Origin of the sequence: Streptomyces violaceorubidus (assembly GCF_000717995.1) — a bacterium.
In the GTDB taxonomy this organism is placed as follows: domain Bacteria; phylum Actinomycetota; class Actinomycetes; order Streptomycetales; family Streptomycetaceae; genus Streptomyces; species Streptomyces violaceorubidus.
The window spans coordinates 67396-85693 of the sequence record NZ_JODM01000015.1 but is presented as its reverse complement, the minus strand read 5'-3'; the positions used below and the strand labels follow the sequence as shown (position 1 = coordinate 85693).

At 70.3% G+C, this 18298-nt stretch carries 15 protein-coding genes and 1 tRNA gene; 4 read left to right on the top strand and 12 right to left on the bottom strand.

The window, feature by feature from the left end:
• Positions 1-159: 159 nt before the first annotated feature.
• Both IE94_RS0119455 and IE94_RS0119450 read left to right on the top strand, forming a co-directional pair.
• Positions 160-1518, top strand: a complete 1359-nt coding sequence (locus IE94_RS0119455) for a pyridoxal phosphate-dependent decarboxylase family protein (RefSeq protein WP_030185961.1) — start codon at positions 160-162, stop codon at positions 1516-1518.
• Positions 1515-2924, top strand: a complete 1410-nt coding sequence (locus tag IE94_RS0119450; RefSeq protein ID WP_030185958.1) for a lysine N(6)-hydroxylase/L-ornithine N(5)-oxygenase family protein — start codon at positions 1515-1517, stop codon at positions 2922-2924. The genes IE94_RS0119455 and IE94_RS0119450 overlap by 4 nt, the downstream gene beginning before the upstream one ends.
• Positions 2925-2948: 24 nt before the next feature.
• Here the strand turns inward: IE94_RS0119450 and IE94_RS0119445 are convergent, their stop codons facing one another.
• Positions 2949-4757 carry a bifunctional metallophosphatase/5'-nucleotidase gene (locus tag IE94_RS0119445; protein ID WP_030185955.1) on the bottom strand — a complete coding sequence of 603 codons (1809 nt, stop codon included), beginning with the start codon at positions 4755-4757 and terminating at the stop codon, positions 2949-2951.
• Positions 4758-4972: 215 nt separating this feature from the next.
• On the opposite strand from IE94_RS0119445, the gene pyk reads away from it, so the two are divergent.
• A complete protein-coding gene (gene pyk / locus IE94_RS0119440) occupies positions 4973-6409 on the top strand; it encodes a pyruvate kinase (protein WP_030185953.1) in 1437 nt (478 codons plus the stop codon).
• Here the strand turns inward: pyk and IE94_RS0119435 are convergent, their stop codons facing one another.
• Positions 6410-7198: a hypothetical protein gene (locus tag IE94_RS0119435; protein ID WP_030185951.1), complete on the bottom strand. Its 789-nt coding sequence runs from the start codon at positions 7196-7198 to the stop codon at positions 6410-6412. It abuts the gene before it with no gap.
• A gap of 81 nt (positions 7199-7279) precedes the next feature.
• Positions 7280-7363, bottom strand: a tRNA-Leu gene (locus tag IE94_RS0119430).
• Between the two features lie 97 nt (positions 7364-7460).
• Between IE94_RS0119430 and IE94_RS0119425 the strand changes: the two genes are divergently transcribed.
• A complete protein-coding gene (locus tag IE94_RS0119425) occupies positions 7461-8117 on the top strand; it encodes an ANTAR domain-containing response regulator (protein WP_030185949.1) in 657 nt (218 codons plus the stop codon).
• Between the two features lie 79 nt (positions 8118-8196).
• On the opposite strand, the gene IE94_RS0119420 is transcribed toward IE94_RS0119425, so the two are convergent.
• From IE94_RS0119420 to IE94_RS0119380, 9 genes are all read right to left on the bottom strand, one after another.
• Positions 8197-8913: an ABC transporter ATP-binding protein gene (locus IE94_RS0119420; protein ID WP_030185947.1), complete on the bottom strand. Its 717-nt coding sequence runs from the start codon at positions 8911-8913 to the stop codon at positions 8197-8199.
• The gene (locus IE94_RS0119415) at positions 8910-9833 is read right to left on the bottom strand and encodes an ABC transporter ATP-binding protein (protein WP_030185945.1); all 924 of its coding nucleotides are present in this window, start codon (positions 9831-9833) and stop codon (positions 8910-8912) included. The genes IE94_RS0119420 and IE94_RS0119415 overlap by 4 nt, the downstream gene beginning before the upstream one ends.
• Positions 9834-9838: 5 nt before the next feature.
• Positions 9839-11665 (bottom strand): branched-chain amino acid ABC transporter permease, encoded by a 1827-nt coding sequence (locus IE94_RS0119410; protein WP_030185943.1) that lies wholly within the window; start codon positions 11663-11665, stop codon positions 9839-9841.
• A 5-nt stretch (positions 11666-11670) separates the two neighbouring features.
• A complete protein-coding gene (locus IE94_RS0119405) occupies positions 11671-12603 on the bottom strand; it encodes a branched-chain amino acid ABC transporter permease (RefSeq protein ID WP_030185939.1) in 933 nt (310 codons plus the stop codon).
• 123 nt (positions 12604-12726) lie between these two features.
• The gene (locus tag IE94_RS0119400) at positions 12727-13965 is read right to left on the bottom strand and encodes a branched-chain amino acid ABC transporter substrate-binding protein (protein WP_030185938.1); all 1239 of its coding nucleotides are present in this window, start codon (positions 13963-13965) and stop codon (positions 12727-12729) included.
• A 287-nt stretch (positions 13966-14252) separates the two neighbouring features.
• Positions 14253-14849 carry a hypothetical protein gene (locus tag IE94_RS0119395; protein WP_030185935.1) on the bottom strand — a complete coding sequence of 199 codons (597 nt, stop codon included), beginning with the start codon at positions 14847-14849 and terminating at the stop codon, positions 14253-14255.
• Positions 14846-15091, bottom strand: a complete 246-nt coding sequence (locus IE94_RS41115) for a hypothetical protein (protein WP_245235281.1) — start codon at positions 15089-15091, stop codon at positions 14846-14848. Before IE94_RS41115 ends, IE94_RS0119395 begins: the two co-directional genes overlap by 4 nt.
• A 317-nt stretch (positions 15092-15408) precedes the next feature.
• On the bottom strand, positions 15409-15888 hold the full coding sequence (locus IE94_RS0119385) for a PaaI family thioesterase (RefSeq protein WP_030185929.1): 480 nt from the start codon (positions 15886-15888) through the stop codon (positions 15409-15411).
• A 92-nt stretch (positions 15889-15980) separates the two neighbouring features.
• Entirely contained in the window at positions 15981-18260 is a 2280-nt protein-coding gene (locus tag IE94_RS0119380) for an FdhF/YdeP family oxidoreductase (protein WP_030185927.1), read from the bottom strand.
• Positions 18261-18298: the final 38 nt, after the last annotated feature.

The window sequence follows — 18298 nt, the reverse complement described above, 5'->3', positions numbered from 1 at the left end:
GGGGGACCGGCCGCGTGCCCAGGGCGGGGGGACCGGCCGCGTTCCCGGGCGAGAGCCGCCGGGATACCCCTTTCGGGTTGTGATCACTGAGCTGTCCGGGCGTACGCGCCCCTCGGCGTGGAAGCTGGAACCCCAGCCCCCGTGCTCGGAGGACACCTCATGGGCATGCCGCCCCTCGCCTCGGGCCCGCACGGCACCGACGCCCTGCGGCCCCTGCTCGACACCGTGCTCGACGCCCTGCGCGCCGGCACCGCCGCACGCGGCGGCCCACTGCCCGCGGGCGGCCTCGGCGCCGTCGCCGCCCGGACGGCCGAGGCGGCCGGTGAGATCCTGCCCGACCGGGGCGACCCCGAGGCGCTCCGCGTCCTGGTCACCGCGCTCGCCGAGGGCGCCGCCGACCCCGCCCACCCCCTGTGCGCAGCCCACCTGCACACCCCGCCGCTCGCCGTCGCGGCCGCCGCCGACCTCGCCGCGAGCGTCCTCAATCCCTCCCTCGACTCCTGGGACCAGGCACCCGCCGCCTCCGCCCTGGAAGCCCTCGTCATCGGCGCCCTCGCCCCGGAGACCGGCGCCGCCGACGCCGTCGTCACCACCGGCGGCACCGAGTCCAACCAGCTCGCCGTCCTGCTCGCCCGCGAGCGGCACGGAGCGGGCCTGCGGCTGGTCCACGGGGCGGGCGCCCACCACTCACTGCCCCGCGCCACCTGGCTCCTCGGCCTGCCCGAACCCGTCGTCGTCCCGGCCCCCGCCGGCACCCTCGACCCCGCCGCCCTGGACGAGGCCCTCACCCAGGTCCCCGGCCCGCACCTCGTCGCCGCCACCGCGGGCACCACCGACGCCGGGCTCATCGACCCGCTGCCCGAGATCGCCGACCGCTGCGCCGCCCACGGCGCCCGCCTCCACGTCGACGCCGCCTACGGCGCCGGCCTCCTGTTCAGCGCCCGGCACCGCGCCCGGCTCGCGGGACTGGAGGCCGCCGACACCGTCGCCCTGGACCTGCACAAGCTCGGCTGGCAGCCGATCCCCGCCGGCCTCCTCACCGTCACCGACGCCGACGACCTCGCCGCCCTCCACCACCGCGCCGACTACCTCAACGCCGACGACGACACCGAGGCAGGCCTCCCCGACCTCCTCGGGCGCTCCCCGCGCACCAGCCGCCGCCCCGACGTCCTGAAGACCGCCGTCACCCTCAAGACCCTGGGCCGCGCCGGACTGGGCGCCCTCGTCGACACCGTCTGCGCGCTGGCCCAGGAGTTCGCCGGGCTGATCGAGACCCACCCCGGGTTCGAACTGCACGCCCCGCCCACCATCAGCACGGTCCTGTTCCGGCCCGCGGGCGCCACCGACGACGCCGTCGCCGCCGTACGCCGCACGCTGCTCCACACCGGCCGCGCCGTCCTCGGCCGCGCCCGCGCCGACGGCCGGCTCTGGCTCAAGGCGACCCTGCTGAACCCCCACACCCGCCCGGACGACCTCGCAGCACTCCTGACCCTCGTGGAAGGACACGTCCCACGATGACCACCCCCGCGCCCCACACCCCCGCCCCCCGCGACCTCGTCGGCATCGGCATCGGCCCCTTCAACCTCTCCCTCGCGGCCCTCGCCGACCCCCTCACCGGCCTCGACGCCGTCTTCTACGACCAGCACCCCGACTTCCGCTGGCACCCCGGCCTGCTCCTCGACGGCGCCCGCGTCCAGGTGCCCTTCCTCGCCGACCTCGTCACCCTCGTCGACCCCGCGAGCCCCTGGACCTTCCTCAACCACCTCAAGGCCAGAGAACGCCTCTTCCCCTTCTACTTCGCCGAACGCTTCCACATCGAACGCGCCGAGTACGACGCCTACTGCCGCTGGGTCGCCGAGAACCTGCCCGCGCTCCGCTTCCACCACCAGGTCGACGCGGTGCGCTGGAACCCCGACCGCTGCCTCTTCGAGGTCGACTACACCCAACTCGACACCGACGGCGAAGCCGAGGCCCTCGGCCGCACCCACACCAGGAACGTCGTCCTCGGCATCGGCACCGAACCCCACGTACCCGACCCCCTCAGGCCCCTCGTCGACGACCCCGCCGTCCCCGTCGTGCACGCCGCCGACTACCTCCGCCACCGCGACACGCTCCTGGCCGCCGGGCACGTCACCGTCATCGGCACCGGCCAGTCCGGCGCGGAGGTCTTCCTCGACCTGCTCCGCCACCGCCCGGCAGGGCGCGAGCGGCTGCACTGGCTGGGCCGCACCGAGGCCCTCGCGCCCATGGAGTACTCCAAGCTCGGCCTCGAACACTTCACCCCGGACTACACCCGCTACTTCCACGGCCTGGCCGAACCGGTCCGCGACCGCCTCGTCGCCGCCCAGTGGCAGCTGCACAAGGGCATCGACGCCGACACCACCGCCGCCATCCACGACGAGCTGTACCGGCGCACCCTCGACGGCGGCTGGCCCGACACCACCCTCACCCCCGGCGTCCACGTCCGCACCGCAGGACGCATCGCCGCCACCCAGGTCGAGCTCCACCTGGAGCACGAGCAGCAGAAGACCCGCTCCCGCCTCACCACCGACGCCGTGGTCCTCGCCACCGGCCACCGGGAACGCCCCCTCGGCCGCCTCCTGGCCGGTCTCGACCCCTACATGCGGCGCGACAGCTCCGAACGCCCCCGCGTCGACGACCGCCACCGCCTCGTCCTCGACCCCTGCGTCACCGGCAACGTCTACGTCCAGAACGCCGAGACGCACACCCACGGGGTCGGCACGCCCGACCTGGGCCTCGCCGCCTGGCGCAGCGCGACCATCCTCAACGACCTCACCGGGCGCCAGCCGTACCCGCTGCCCGCCCGCACCGCCTTCACCACCTTCGGCCTTCAGGGCGGCCGACCCCAGATCCCGTCCGCGCGCCCCCACCGGGCGCTCACCCCCCTCGTGGACGGGATCTGAGCAGGCCGCCCCGGGCGGCGCCGGTCAGAACAGCGGCGTGCCGTCGCGCGTCAGCGACCAGTCCGAGGACGCGAAGTCCCTCGGGTCCAGCACACCCTTCGCGGTCGCCCACTCCGCGATCCGGGTGCGGATCTCCGTAGACTCCGACCACAGCTCCTTGGCCGACGCCACGTGCGGGAAGGCGCCGCCGCCGTTGGCCCGGTAGTTGTTCACGGCCAGCACGAACTGCTGGGCGTCGTCCAGCGGGGCACCGCCGTAGGCGAGGTTCCTGATCCGCGAACCGGCCGCCTGCGCCACGTCGATCTCGTACGTCAGCCCCGACACGTAGTCGTAGTTGTAGTCCGGACGGCCGTTCGCGTTGGTCAGCTTGTCCACGTCCACCGGCGCACCGGCGGCCGTCCGCACGTAGTACTCCGCCGAGTACTCCAGGTACGCCCGCAGCTGCGCCCCCGTCAGCAGCTTCGCGACCAGCGTGTTGTCGTACACGTACAGGCTCGACAGGTCCCGGATGGTCACGTCGCCGGCCGGGATCTCGGAGGTCCGCGAGAAGGGCGAGGCCTGCGCGAGGACCGGCAGCGCGGCGTACTCCGTACCCGCCAGCGCCTCCCTGACCACGTCCTCCTGCACCTTGGTGATCAGGTCGATGATCGGGGCGTCCTTGTACCGCGCCTCGACCGTGGTCAGCGTCTCGGTGGCGGTGCCGACGACCTGGTTGACGTACGCCACGACCTTCGCGTGCTCGTCCGCCAGCAGCTTCGTGATCCGCGGGTCGTCGCCGACCGCGTTGGAGTTGCGCAGCGAGGCCTTCACCGACTCGACGTGCCAGCGGCCCCGCTCGAAGACCAGCTCGAAGTCGAACAGGGTGAGCCGCTCGGCGTAGCACAGCGGCTCCGACAGCACGACCGTCTTCCCGGTCTGCTCGTTGACGACCCTCAGCTCGGCGATCTCCTCGTGCGCGTGCCCGACCAGGATGGCGTCGATGCCCGGCACCCGCCGGGCCACGTTGGCCGCCGCGTTCTCGACGTAGGGGACCTGGTCGCCGTAGGAGGACGTACCCGAGGAGCCCGAGTGGGCGGAGACGACCACCACGTCCGCACCCATCGAACGCAGCTTCGGCACCCACTTGGCCGCCTGCTCCTCCAGCCCCGGGAAGGCCAGCTTCCCCTGCACGTACGCCTTGTCCCAGATCGCGATGCCGGGGTTGGTCAGCCCCAGCACCGCCACCTTCACCGGCGGCGCGCCCTTCACCCGGAACGTCTTCATGAAGTACGGCGGGAAGGCCGGCTTCAGGGTCTTCGCGTCGACCGCGTTCGCGCCGAGCAGCGGGAAGTCGCACTGCTCCTCGAACCGGCGCAGGGTCTCGATGCCGTAGTTGAACTCGTGGTTGCCGAGGGCCACCGCGTCGTAGCCGATGGCGTTCATCGCCTGCGCCATCGGGTGCACCGGACCGCCCTCGGCGGTGATCGGGTCCACCTTCGCGTAGTAGTACGTCAGCGGGGTGCCCTGGATGGTGTCACCCGCGTCCAGCAGCAGGGTGTTGTGGCGGCCCTTCTCCTCGCGGACCTGGTCCACCAGGGTGGAGATCCGGCCGAGGCCCTGGGCGTTGCCCGCCGCGTCCGTGTACTCGGCGTCCTTGAAGTAGTCCCAGTTGAAGACGTGTCCGTGCAGGTCGGTGGTGCCGAGCACGGTCAGCGCGTACCGCTTGGGCTTCCGGCCGCCCCCGGGCGCGGGCGCCGCGGCCTCGGCCGCCGGAGCAGCCGCCGCGCCGGCCAGGGCGACCCCCGCCCCCGTCACGGCGGACCTGCTCAGGAACGTACGGCGGTTCAACGGCATGGCTGGCTCTCCTCGGTGGACCCGTGCAGACAGTGGCAACGCGCGTAGATTCTGTCCTGAACATGTCTCCTGTCAAGAGGCGCAGTTCCCCTCGAACGCTCATCGGAGCGGTCCGCCGCGCACTTCAACCCTTGTCAATATCCCTTTACTCAAAGGTTGTTGAGTGGTCATGCGTGGCCAATTCGCTACCCGGCAGTAAGTCTTAGGCTCGACTCATGCGCCGAGCAAAGATCGTCTGTACTCTTGGGCCCGCCACCGACTCGTACGACCAGATCAAGGACCTGGTCGACGCCGGTATGGACATCGCCCGCTTCAATTTCAGCCACGGCACCCATGCCGAACACGAAGAGCGGTACCGCCGGGTCCGCAAGGCCTCCGACGAGACGGGCCGCAGCGTCGGCACCCTCGCCGACCTTCAGGGTCCGAAGATCCGCCTCGGCCACTTCGGTGAGGGCCCCGTACTCCTCGAACGCGGCGACAGCTTCACCATCACCGTCGAGGAGGGCGTGGAGGGCGACCGCCACATCTGCGGCACGACGTACGCGGGCCTCGCCGAGGACGTCACCCCCGGCGAACGCGTCCTCGTCGACGACGGCAAGGTCTGCCTGGAGGTGACCGGCGTCGACGGGCCGCGCGTGCGCACCAGGGTGATCGAGGGCGGCATGGTCTCCGACCACAAGGGCCTCAACCTGCCCGGCGTCGCGGTGTCCGTGCCCGCCCTGTCGAAGAAGGACGAGGACGATCTGCGCTGGGCGCTGCGCAACGGCTTCGACGTCGTCGCACTGTCCTTCGTGCGCAGCGGGCGGGACGTCCTCGACGTGCACCGCATCATGGACGAGGAGGGCCGCCGCCTGCCCGTCATCGCCAAGGTCGAGAAGCCGCAGGCCGTCGAGAACATCGACGACATCGTCGCCGCCTTCGACGGGATCATGGTCGCCCGCGGCGACCTCGGCGTCGAGATGCCCCTGGAGCAGGTGCCGATCGTCCAGAAGCGGGCCATCAAGCTCGCCAAGCGCAACGCCAAGCCCGTCATCGTCGCCACCCAGATGCTCGACTCCATGATCGACAACGCCCGCCCCACCCGCGCGGAGGCCTCCGACGTCGCCAACGCGGTCATCGACGGCACCGACGCGGTGATGCTCTCCGGCGAGACCAGCGTCGGCAAGCACGCCACCGACACGGTGCGCACCATGGCCCGGATCGTCGAAGCGGCCGAGGAGGACATCCTGACCAAGGGCCTGCCTCCGCTGACCGAGCGCAACAAGCCCCGCACCCAGGGCGGCGCGGTCGCCCGCGCGGCCGCCGAGATGGGCGACTTCCTCGGCGCCAAGTTCCTGGTCGCCTTCACCCAGTCCGGCGACACCGTCCGCCGCCTGTCCCGCTACCGCTCGCCCATTCCGCTGCTCGCCTTCACCCCGGAACCGGCGACCCGCTCGCAACTGAGCCTGACCTGGGGCGTGGAGACCTTTCTCGGCCCGCACGTGGACTCCACGGACGCGATGGTCGACCAGGTGGACGAACTGCTCACCCGCTACGGGCGGTGCGAGAAGGGGGACACCGTGGTCATCACGGCCGGCTCCCCGCCGGGGGTCTCCGGCACGACGAACCTGGTACGGGTGCACCACATCGGGGAGGACGACAGCCCCGAGTAATCAGTACTTCGGGCCGACGTGGGCGTCCATGAGGGCGACGGAGGCCTTGCGGGCCACGGAGATGTTGAAGGGGTCGCTGCCGCGCGCGAGAGTGGTCCACTTGACACCGACCTTGTCGAGGGCGCAGGTGAAAAGTCCTCGGATGTCATCCGACTTGTTGGAGAAGAAGTAGCGCGGATACTCGTAACGCTTGCGAACGCCTCTGACGGTTTTCGTGGTCCAGTTGGTGACACGGCAGCCGTCGGAGTGGATCAGCCCACGGATGAACTCCCAGGGGTGAGTGTTGACGACGGCCTGCTGCCAGGGCTCGAGGACGATGCGTCGGCTGTGCTTCTTGCCGGGCCCGTGCTGGGGGAAGAGGCAGGGCAGGTGCTTCGAGTAGACCTTGAGGTTGTAGCAGCCGGTCTTACGCACCCGGCAGACCGAGTTGTCGGGGAAGACCTGGCGCATGGCCCGCTCGCAGTCGCTGAGGAGACCGGGCCACGATTCAGCACAGGCGATCATGAGATTGGGCACGCTGTGTCCGGAGCAGTGGCTGATGTGACCATCGCCGAGGTAGAGGCCCAGTAGATAGCTGTAGGCGGGCTCGTCCAGATGCCGTCCATCACACCTGGGGCAGCTTGGGTCACGCTTTGCTGAGCATTCGCCGCGCTTGGCGCGATCCAGGTGTTTCCAATAGCTGATCGTTCCTTTCGGAACACTCAGCTCTCGGGCGACGTCCGCGTTCTTCGCGCCGCCGCGCAGCAGTGTGAGGGCTTTCTGTCGTACGTCAGTACTGTGGAAGCTCATGCGAACACTGTCTGTCACCGAGCGGTGCGCCGGGCAGCAAAAAGCGGAGGTTCACGAGAAGGTGAACCTCCGTTTCATAGGTGCCGGGTACGGGACTCGAACCCGTATGTCCTTTCGAACAGATGTGTTTGAGACATCCGCGTATGCCAGTTCCGCCAACCCGGCCGGTCAGCCTCGAGGAGTGTACCGGTTCACCGCAGCCCGCCGCAGCTAGGTAGGCTCTCAGAAGCAGTACCGCCCGCCCCGGAACAAGGAGCGCCACGTGACCGCCCCCGAGTCGCCCCAGCCCGTAGACGTGCCCGACGACGACCAGTCGCACGTTCCTCCGCTGACGACCCGAGTCGTCATCGCCGAGGACGAGGCGCTCATCCGGCTGGACCTCAAAGAGATGCTGGAGGAGGAGGGGTACTCCGTCGTCGGCGAGGCCGGTGACGGGGAGCAGGCCGTGGAGCTGGCCCGCGAGCACCGGCCCGACCTGGTGATCCTCGACGTCAAGATGCCCAAGCTCGACGGCATCTCGGCGGCCGAGAGGATCGCCGAGGAGAGCATCGCGCCGGTGCTCATGCTGACCGCCTTCTCGCAGCGCGACCTGGTGGAGCGGGCCCGGGACGCCGGGGCCATGGCGTACCTCGTGAAGCCGTTCAGCAAGAGCGACGTCGTGCCGGCGATCGAGATGGCCGTCTCGCGGTTCACGGAGCTGAAGGCGCTGGAGAAGGAGGTCGCCGACCTCAGCCAGCGGCTGGAGACCCGCAAGCTGGTGGACCGGGCCAAGTCGGTGCTCCAGACGGAGTACGGCCTGACTGAGCCCGCCGCCTTCCGGTGGATCCAGAAGACCTCCATGGACCGGCGGATGTCGATGCAGCAGGTGGCCGAGGCGGTCATCCAGGACGCCGAGGAGAAGAAGGCGGCCAAGGGCTGAAGCCTCCACGTGCAAGTGAGGCCCGCTCCCCCCCCATACCGGGGGGAGCGGGCCTCATTCGTACGGTGCGCTGGGCGTGTCAGTCCTCGCCGAGGTAGGCCTTGCGGACGGACTCGTCGTGGAGCAGGTCCTGGCCGCTGCCGGACAGGACGATGTTGCCGACCTCCATGACGTGGCCGTGGTCGGCCAGGGAGAGGGCGGCCTGGGCGTTCTGCTCGACGAGCAGGATGGTGGTGCCCTGGGACTTCAGCTCGGCGATGGTCGCCATGATCTTCTGCATCATGATCGGTGAGAGGCCCATGGAGGGCTCGTCGAGCATGAGCAGCTTGGGCTGGGACATCAGGGCTCGGCCCATGGCGAGCATCTGCTGCTCACCGCCGGACAGGGTGCCCGCGGCCTGCTTGCGGCGTTCGCCGAGGATCGGGAAGAGGTCGTAGGCGCGCTGGATGTCCTTCTCGATGCCCGGCCTGTCGCTGCGCAGGAAGGCGCCGAGGCGCAGGTTGTCCTCGATGGTCATGCGCGGGAAGATGTGCCGCCCCTCGGGGGAGTGGGCGAGTCCCAGCGAGACGATCTGGTGCGCGGGGATCTTCTTCAGCGACTTGCCGGCGAACCTGATCTGGCCGCCGACCGGTTTCAGCAGTCCGGACAGGGTGCGCAGTGTCGTGGTCTTGCCGGCGCCGTTGGTGCCGATGAGGGTGACCACCTCGCCGGCGTCGACCGTGAAGGAGATGCCTTTGACGGCCTCGATCTTGCCGTAGGCGACGCGGAGGTCCTCGACCTCGAGCAGTGCGGTCATCGGTCGTTCTCCTTGCCGGCCGCGGTGTCCGTGGTGGTGTCGGCCCCGGAGGCCTGTGCCGCTTCGGCGGCCTCCACCTCGGCCGCCTCCGCGGCGCCGGGGTCGTTCGCGAGGGGTTCGCCGAGGTAGGCGGCGACCACGCGTTCGTCGCCCTGCACCGTGGCGCTGTCGCCCTCGATGAGTTTCTCGCCCTGGACGAGTACGGCGACGCGGTCGCAGAGGTTGAAGATGAACCGCATGTCGTGCTCGATGACGAGGACGGCGATGCCCTTGTCGCGGATGGCGAAGACCAGTTCCTCGGTGGCCCGGGTCTCCTGCGGGTTCATGCCGGCCGTGGGTTCGTCCAGGAGCAGCAGTCCTGGCTCGCTGGCCAGGGCGCGGGCGATCTCCAGTTTGCGCTGTTCGCCGTAGGGCAGGTTGCGCGCGAGGTGGTCGGCCTTGGCGGCCAGGCCGACGAACTCCAGGAGTTCCAGGGCGCGTTCCCGGGAGGCTTTCTCCGCCCGGTGGAAGCCGGGGCCGCGCAGCACGGCTGACCAGAAGCCTTCTTTGGTCCGGGTGTGCCGGCCGACCAGGACGTTCTCCAGGACCGACATGTTGCCGAACAGTCGGATGTTCTGGAAGGTACGGGCGACGCCGGCGGCGGTCACTTTGAAGGACTTGGCCGGCAGGACCTTGTCCTTGTAGCGGACCTCTCCCTCGGTCGGGATGTAGAGGCCGGTGAGGCAGTTGAAGAAGGTTGTCTTGCCGGCGCCGTTGGGGCCGATGAGGCCGACGATCTCGCCGCTGCCCACGGTGAGGTCGACGCCGTTCACGGCGGTCAGTCCGCCGAAGCGCATCGTGACACCGCGTGCGTCGAGGATGGTGGTGCCGGGGGCCGGGGCGCCCGGTGCGGTGTCCTTGGTGGTGGTGTCGGTGGTCATGGTGGTCAGGCCCCTGTCTTGCTCAGGGTGGTGGGCGCTTCGGCCTCTTCGTGGAATTCCAGCTTGCGGCGCCTGTTGGCGATGAGGCCTTCGGGACGGAAGCGCATGAGCAGGACGAGCGCGAGTCCGAAGGCGAAGAGCTGGTAGTCGCCGAGGAACTGGAGCTTGTTGGGGATCAGGAAGAGCAGCGAGGCGCCGATGAGCGGACCCGCGATGGTGCCCATGCCGCCGAGCACGACCGCGGCGAGCAGGAAGGCGGAGTTGGGCGGGGTGGTGCCCGCGAAGAGGTACTGCTCGGGCGTGACCGTGTAGGTCACGTGCGCCTGCACGGTGCCGGCCAGGCCCGCGAGGGTGGCGCCGACGGCGAACGCGATGAGCTTGACGCGGAAGCCGTTGATGCCCATCGCCAGGGCGGCGGTCTCGTCCTCGCGGATGGCGACCCAGGCCCGGCCGATGCGGGAGTCGCCGCTGCGCCTGAAGACGAGGACGACGACGGCCGTGATGATCAGCATCAGGAAGAAGTAGTTGGCGAACCGGCCGATCGTGAAGCCGCCGATGTCGTGCTGGACGCCGAGGTCCAGACCGAGGATCTTGAGGTCCGGGATGGACGAGACGCCGTTGGAGCCGTTGGTGAGGTCCGGTCCCGAGGTGCCGTCCAGGTTGTTGGCGGTGATGCGGAAGATCTCACCGAAGCCGAGCGTCACGATGGCGAGGTAGTCGCCGCGCAGCCGCAGGGTCGGGGCGCCGATGAGCACACCGAAGACGAGCGAGGCGAGGGCACCGACGATGACCGCGGCCCAGAAGGGGAAGTGCACGTCGAACGGGGAGCTGGGCGATCCGGAGACCAGCGCGGCCGCGTAGGCGCCGACGCCGAGGAAGGCGACGTAACCGAGGTCGAGCAGGCCCGCGAGGCCGACGACGATGTTCAGGCCCAGGGCGACGGTGGCGAAGATGAGGATGTAGACGCCGAGGGTCGCGTACTGGTCGTCGGACTGGGTGAAGGGGAAGCAGGCCGCCGCGACGAACGCGCCGCAGACGGTGATGTTCTGGTGCCGGGAGGTGATCTCCGTGGCCTGGGCGATCAGGCCGGCCCGGTGCACGGCGGCGAAGCCGAGTCCGGCGACGATCAGGAAGCCGACGAAGAGCTCGTCGTACTCGGTGCCGATGCCGTAGGTGAAGACGAGCAGGGCGATCGCGAGGACGGCGACGATGATCAGGATCTCGGCGTAGGACGGCAGGGCGCGCACGGGGCGCGGGGTGCCGGTGGCGAAGGCGGCCTTGACGGTCTGCCAGTGGTGGGAGGCGGTGTGCTTGAACTGCTCCCAGCCCGCGTCGTCGGGGTCGATGGGGTCGGGTTCGGGGCGCTCGAAGGGGAGCGCGAGGGAGCCGACGAGGGCGATCAGGGTGGCGGCCGCGGCGACGTAGCCGCCGGGTTCCAGGTTGACCAGGCCGCCGAGCTGGGCGCTGATCGCGACGATCGTGTACCAGGTGGCCGCGAAGGCGGCGAGGGCGGCGAACTTCAGCGCCGCGTCGGCGCCGGCGGGCACGAGCCAGCGCAGCCCCTTGACGCCGTACGAGGCGAGGCCGAACAGGGTGGTGAGGGCGCCGGCGACCAGCACCAGCACCTGGAGGCCGCCCGGGTAGCCGTAGACGGTGAGGTCGCCGGGGAACTCGGCGGTCCACGTCCAGGCCAGGAAGGTGGAGACGACGGTGAGGACGCCGCCCCCGGTGGCGAGGGCGCGGCCGAGGGGCGCGGGTATGCCGATGAGGCCGGAGGTGTCGGCCGCGGCGGAGGCGCCGGCCGTCTTCGGAGCGGTGGTCTGTGTGGTCATCGGTGTCACGCCCTGTCCGCAACGCGTTCGCCGAGCAGGCCCTGTGGCCTGAACAGCAGCACGAGGATGAGGAGGATGAAGGCCCAGACGTCCGCCCAGGACTGGCTGCCGAGCTTGTCCAGGCCGGGCACGTCGGCGATGTAGGCGGTGGCCAGGGTCTCGGCGACACCGAGGACGACGCCGCCGATCATGGCGCCGTAGATGTTGCCGATGCCGCCGAGGACGGCGGCGGTGAAGGCCTTGAGGCCGAGGATGAAGCCCATCCGGAAGTCGATGTCGCCGTACTTCAGGCCGTTGGCGACTCCTCCGACGGCGGCGAAGACGGCGCCGAGGGCGAAGGCGACCACGATGATGCGGTCCGTGTTGACACCCATCAGCTTGGCGGTGTCGGGGTCCTGCGCGGTGGCCTGCATGCCGCGTCCGGTACGGGTGCGCATCACGAAGTAGGCGAGGATGGCCATGCTGACCGGGGCCGCGACGAGCAGGAAGATGTCGCCGGTCTGGATGGTGACGCTGCCGATGTGGAACGGCCCGCCCTCGATCTGCGGGAAGCTGATCTTCGACTTGGCGCCCGGGTACCAGGCCCACACCGCCTGCTGGAGGGCGAGGGAGAGGCCGATGGCGGTGATGAGGGGGGCGAGGCGGGGGGCCCCGCGCAGGGGGCGATAGGCGAACCGTTCCGCCCCGACGGCCACGGTGACGGAGACCACCATCGCGCCGATGAGCATGAGGGGAAGGGCGATCAGCATGGAGGTGCCGTCGGGCAGGATGTACAGGTAGACCGTGAGCGCGCCGAAGGCGCCGGTCATGAAGATCTCGCCGTGGGCGAAGTTGATGAGCTGGACGATGCCATAGACCATCGTGTAGCCGATGGCGACCAGCCCGTACATGGATCCCAGTAGCAGGCCGTTGACCAGCTGCTGCGGCAGTTCGTTCACCGCATGTCCTCCGAGACGTTCGGAAATTGCGACGGATGTGGCCGGATGCGAGTCCGCGCGGGGCGCCTGTGGAACAGCGCCCCGCGCGGCTCGTGATCACGTGATCAGTGATGCGGAGGTGGATCAGCCCGTGTAGGTGCCGGACTTCACCGACCCCCAGGCACCGTTCTTGACGGCGTACACGGTGAGCTGCTTGTTCGTCGCGTCACCGAACTCGTCGAAGGAGACCTTTCCGGTCACACCGTCGAAGGAGACGTTCTGCATGGCCTCGGTGACCTTGGCGCGGGCGTCGTCGGGAAGCTTCCCGTCGTTGTCCTCGACGACCTTCTTGACGGCCTCGATGATCGCCCAGGCGGAGTCGTAGGAGTAGCCGCCGTACGCCTCGTAGGCCTCCTTGTAACCGGCGGCCTTGTAGTTGGCGACGAACTCCTTGGCCGAGGGGAGCTCCTCGACCGGGGCGCCGACGGAGGTCGCGAGGTCCCCGGTGCCGCTGGCGCCGGCGAGCTTGATGAAGTCGGCGCTGTAGATGCCGTCACCGCCGACCACCGGGATCTTGGCACCGGCGGCCTTGATCTGCTTGCTGAGCGGGCCGGCCTGCGGGTATTCGCCGCCGTAGTAGACGACGTCGGCGCCGGAGTTCTTGACCTTGGTGGCGACCGCGTTGAAGTCCTTGGTGTCCGGGTTGATGTGCTCGGTGCCGGCGACCTGGCCGCCGAGCTTCTTGAACTCGTCGGTGAAGGTGGCGGCCAGACCGGCGCCGTAGGTCTTCTTGTCGTCGATGACGAAGACCTTCTTCTTCTTGGCGTCGTTGTAGACGTACTGCGCGGCGAACGGGCCCTGGATGGCGTCCGTGGTCGCGGTGCGGAAGTACGACTTGTAGGGCCGGACCTTTTCCTTCTGCCAGTCCACGCCCTGGGTGAGGGCGGGGTTGGTGTTGGCCGGGGAGACCTCGACCAGTTTGGCCGTGTCGAAGACCTTCTGCATGGACTCGCCGACCGAGGAGTTCAGCGGGCCGACGACACCGAGGACGTCGTCGTCGGCGACGAGCTTGGTGGCGTTCTGCTGGCCGACGGAGGGCTGGCCCTGGTCGTCGAGGGCCTCGACCTTGAAGGTGATGCCGTCGACGGTCTTCTCCTTGTTGGCCGTCTTGGCCGCGAGGTCCACCGAGTTCTTGATGCCGAGGCCCAGCGCGGACAGGTCGCCGGTCAGCGGGGCGTCGACGCCGATGACGACGGTGGTGCCACCGCCGCCGCCGTTGCCGGAGTCCGAGCCGCCGTCGTCGTCGCGCGAGCCGCAGGCGGTGAGGGTGAGCGCTCCCGCCGCCAGAGCGGCGGTGATGGCGATGAGCGAACGTTGACGCACGATCAGTCCTTTCCCTGGCACAGCCGCCTCCCCGTGGAAACGGCCGAGTCGAGCGCTGGACCGAGATGACTATCGGACGGCGCGGTGACTGGCCGTGACTCTAAGCGGGTGTGGGGAAGGTGGAGGAGGGTCTGACTGAGGCTGTGACTCTCTTGTTATGACATCGGGTATTGCAGAGCGGTACTCGCTGGGAAGAAGGGCTGAATTCCGGCCGATTCGCCCTGTCCACATGGTGAGAACTCGCAGGACGGGCGGTCCGAGTTCAGGCGTCTCGGGCGTTTTGGTGGTTACCGTGAATCGTTGCCGCAGGCGACCTCAAGTGCCTGGGAGAGGTCCTGCGCATAGCGCGCCCCGAGGATGAAACTGTGGGCTTCTATTGCTCGCGTATTACGCAGCGTTACGTCCAGGAAAGGGAGCCCGGGATTCCTGGGTGCTTTTTCACATTCCGTCACCCGTAGCGTGACGGTGATCTTGCGGGCGGAATGCGATTTTGTCTGGAAAGGTGCCGCGGGGGAGGAGGTCATCGACAGGCCGTCGTAGGGCTGGGTCAGCCGCGTCACGGTGACGGGCGGTCCCGACCGTACGCTCAGCAGCACCGTGAAGCCGAAGCCGCCGGCCGCGGTGGCGGGCGAGCCGGTCGCGGGGGTCACGTAGACGAGGTCGATCGCCTGGGACGGGTAGGGAGGCGCGGAAGCGGGGCGCGGCTGCGGCCGACTCGCGTACAGGTAGCCGCCGCCCGCCATGACGGCGAGGACGGCGGTGGAGGCGAGGACCGTCCGGCGGTGACGCTCGTAGCGCAGGAGGAGGCGCCCGCGCGGCCGGGGCGGCGGGGCCTCCCGGGCGCGGGTGTCGTCACCCGGCTCGACCGGTCCGATGCCGCTCACGACTGCCACGGGCCGTGGCTCGGAGCGCCGTCGCGGTACCCCTCGGCGCACGCCCGCCGCACCTGGCGGTCGATCAACTCCCGTGCCTGCCTGGTGCCTTGGTCCCGCTGCGCGGCCCGCGCTGCCTCCACGACCTCCCGCAGGATGCCGTACTGCCGGTTGGACAGTCCCATCGACTGATAGTCGCCGTAGGGCTCGCCGCCGTCCAGCATCTCGCGCGCCCAGTACCCGACGGCGCTCACGCACAACTCCGCGCCGGACAGGGGCCGCGGGGACGAGGACGACGGGGACGGGGGCGACGCGGACGACGCGGATGCGCCTCGCGCGGCGCCGGGGGAACCGCCCGGCCCGTCACCGGAGTTGCCACAGCCGGCGACCACGACGGCCGTCACCGGAGTCAGCGCCGCCCGTCCCCGCCGGAGTGCTCCGCCCCGTCCCATGCCCCGACGCTAGGACGCGGGACGACCGGGAGCAATGCCGCGGCCACGGGCGCCTCGGTCACGGGCGCCGCGGGACGACACCGGCACGCACCGCGCCCCCGGGTGTCCGGCGACGGTGCTCAGCCCGCCGCGGCCCCGCCGCCGAGGTCCACGTCCCGCAGCAGACAGGTCAGCCGGGCCGTGCACACCCGCCGGTCCTGCTCGTCGCTGATCACGATCTCGTACGTCGCCGTCGACCGGCCCCGGTGCACCGGCGTGGCCACCCCGGTGACCAGGCCGGAGCGGGCCCCGCGGTGGTGGGTGCAGTTCAGGTCGACACCGACGGCGATCTTGGAGGCGCCGCCGTGCAGCATCGAGCCGACCGACCCCAGCGTCTCGGCGAGCACGGCCGAGGCGCCGCCGTGCAGCAGCCCGTACGGCTGGGTGTTGCCCTCCACCGGCATCGTGCCGACGACCCGGTCCGCCGACGCCTCGACGATCTGGACGCCCATGCGCCTCCCCAGGTGTCCGGCGGAGAACAGTGCGGGCAGGTCGACGCCGAGCGCGGCGTACTCGTCGATGACCTCCTGCGGGAACTGCGCCTGCTGCTGCTCGCCCATGGCCGGCTCCGTTTCGCCTTCGTCGATCCCTCTGCGGGTCCGCCGACCGGTCGCCGTGACCGGCCGGCCGCTCCACCTCGCTGAGCAAACGCTCAGTCGGTCGCCGATTGTTCCAGACGGACGACCACGGACTTGCTGGCCGGGGTGTTGCTGGTGTCCGCGGTGGCGTCCAGCGGCACCAGGACGTTGGTCTCCGGGTAGTACGCCGCCGCGCAGCCCCGGGCCGTCGGGTAGTGCACGACGCGGAAACCGGGCGCCCGCCGCTCCACCCCGTCCCGCCACTCGCTCACCAGGTCGACGTACGAGCCGTCCGCGACGTCCAGCCTCCGGGCGTCCTCCGGGTTGACCAGGACGACGCGGCGGCCGTTCCTGATCCCCCGGTAGCGGTCGTCCAGGCCGTAGATCGTGGTGTTGTACTGGTCGTGCGAGCGCAGCGTCTGCAACAGCAGCCGCCCCTCGGGCAGCTCGGGGAACTCGACCGGCGCGGCGGTGAAGTTGGCCTTCCCGGTGGTCGTCGGGAACCGCCGCTCGTCGCGCGGGGCGTGCGGGAGGGCGAAGCCGCCGGGGTGCGCCACGCGCGCGTTGAAGTCCTCGAAGCCCGGCACGACGCGCCCGATGCGGTCGCGGATCGTCGCGTAGTCCTTCTCGAACTCCTCCCACGGCGTGCGGCTCTCCTCGCCGATCACCCGGCGCGCCAGCCGGCACACGATCGCGGGCTCGGACAGCAGCTGCCGGCTCGCGGGCTCCAGCCGCCCGCGCGAGGCGTGCACCATGCCCATGGAGTCCTCGACGGTCACGAACTGCTCGCCGCCGCCCTGGAGATCGCGCTCCGTGCGGCCCAGCGTCGGCAGGATCAGCGCCCGCGCGCCCGTGACCGCGTGCGAGCGGTTCAGCTTCGTCGACACGTGCACGCTCAGGCGGGCGCGGCGCATCGCCGCTTCGGTGACCTCCGTGTCGGGGGAGGCGGAGACGAAGTTGCCGCCCATGGCGAAGAAGACCTTCGCGTCGCCGTCGCGCAGCGCGCGGATGGCCCGTACGACGTCGTAGCCGTGCTCGCGCGGCGCAGCGAAGCCGAACTCCCGCTCCAGGGCGTCCAGGAAGGCGGGCGCGGGCCGCTCGAAGATGCCCATCGTGCGGTCGCCCTGCACGTTGGAGTGGCCGCGCACCGGGCAGACGCCGGCGCCCGGACGGCCGATGTTGCCGCGCAGCAGCAGGAAGTTCACCACCTCGCGGATCGTGGGCACCGCGTGCTTGTGCTGGGTCAGGCCCATCGCCCAGCACACGATGGTGCGCTTCGAGGCGAGCACCATGCGCAGCGCCGCCTCGATCTCCGCGCGCGTGAGCCCCGTCGCCGCGAGCGTCTCGTCCCAGTCGGCGGCGCGGGCCGCCTCGGCGAACTCCTCGTAGCCGTGGGTGTGTTCCTCGACGAAGGCCTCGTCGACCGCGCCCTCGGTCTGAAGGATCAGCTTGTTGAGGAGCCGGAAGAGCGCCTGGTCGCCGCCGAGGCGGATCTGCAGGAACAGGTCGGTGAGGGAGGCGCCCGCCGCGAGCCCCTTGGGGGTCTGCGGGTTCTTGAAGCGCTCCAGACCGGCCTCGGGCAGCGGATTGACGCTGATGATCCGCGCGCCGTTCGCCTTGGCCTTCTCCAGGGCCGAGAGCATCCGCGGGTGGTTGGTGCCCGGGTTCTGACCCGCCACGATGATCAGGTCGGACCTGTACAGGTCCTCCAGCAGGACGCTGCCCTTGCCGACGCCGATGGTCTCGGACAGGGCCGAGCCGGACGACTCGTGGCACATGTTCGAGCAGTCCGGCAGGTTGTTGGTGCCCAGCTCGCGCGCGAAGAGCTGATAGAGGAACGCCGCCTCGTTGCTGGTGCGCCCCGAGGTGTAGAAGACCGCCTCGTCGGGCGAGTCCAGCGCGGCGATCTCCTCCGCGACGATGTCGAAGGCGCGCTCCCAGGTGACCGGTTCGTAGTGCTCGCCGCCCTCGGGGAGGTACACCGGGTGCGTCAGCCTGCCCTGCTGGCCCAGCCAGTAGCCGCTGCGTCCGGCGAGGTCCGTCACGGAGTGCGCGGCGAAGAACTCCGGGGTGACGCGGCGCAGGGTGGCCTCCTCGGCCACGGCCTTCGCGCCGTTCTCGCAGAACTCCGCCTTGTGCCGGTGGTCGCCCTCCGGCCAGGCGCAGCCCGGGCAGTCGAAGCCGTCCTTCTGGTTGACACTCAGCAGCGTCAGCGCCGTCCGACGCACGCCCATCTGCCGCTGGGCGACCCGCAGCGTGTGGCCGATGGCCGGGATGCCCGCCGCCGCGTGCTGGGGCCGCGAGACCTGTGGCGCGTCCTGAACCGGATCACCCTTGGGCGGCTTGGTCGCCATCGCGCGCTCCTTCGCTTACGCGTTGTGAAGTACGTCTC

Excerpts from the sequence above, each read along its gene's own strand:
- IE94_RS0119455 (WP_030185961.1), top strand. The coding sequence starts at position 160 with ATGGGCATGCCGCCCCTCGCCTCGGGCCCGCACGGCACCGACGCCCTG.
- IE94_RS0119450 (WP_030185958.1), top strand. The coding sequence starts at position 1,515 with ATGACCACCCCCGCGCCCCACACCCCCGCCCCCCGCGACCTCGTCGGC.
- IE94_RS0119445 (WP_030185955.1), bottom strand. The coding sequence starts at position 4,757 with ATGCCGTTGAACCGCCGTACGTTCCTGAGCAGGTCCGCCGTGACGGGG.
- pyk (WP_030185953.1), top strand. The coding sequence starts at position 4,973 with ATGCGCCGAGCAAAGATCGTCTGTACTCTTGGGCCCGCCACCGACTCG.
- IE94_RS0119435 (WP_030185951.1), bottom strand. The coding sequence starts at position 7,198 with ATGAGCTTCCACAGTACTGACGTACGACAGAAAGCCCTCACACTGCTG.
- IE94_RS0119420 (WP_030185947.1), bottom strand. The coding sequence starts at position 8,913 with ATGACCGCACTGCTCGAGGTCGAGGACCTCCGCGTCGCCTACGGCAAG.
- IE94_RS0119415 (WP_030185945.1), bottom strand. The coding sequence starts at position 9,833 with ATGACCACCGACACCACCACCAAGGACACCGCACCGGGCGCCCCGGCC.
- IE94_RS0119410 (WP_030185943.1), bottom strand. The coding sequence starts at position 11,665 with ATGACCACACAGACCACCGCTCCGAAGACGGCCGGCGCCTCCGCCGCG.
- IE94_RS0119385 (WP_030185929.1), bottom strand. The coding sequence starts at position 15,888 with ATGGGCGAGCAGCAGCAGGCGCAGTTCCCGCAGGAGGTCATCGACGAG.
- IE94_RS0119380 (WP_030185927.1), bottom strand. The coding sequence starts at position 18,260 with ATGGCGACCAAGCCGCCCAAGGGTGATCCGGTTCAGGACGCGCCACAG.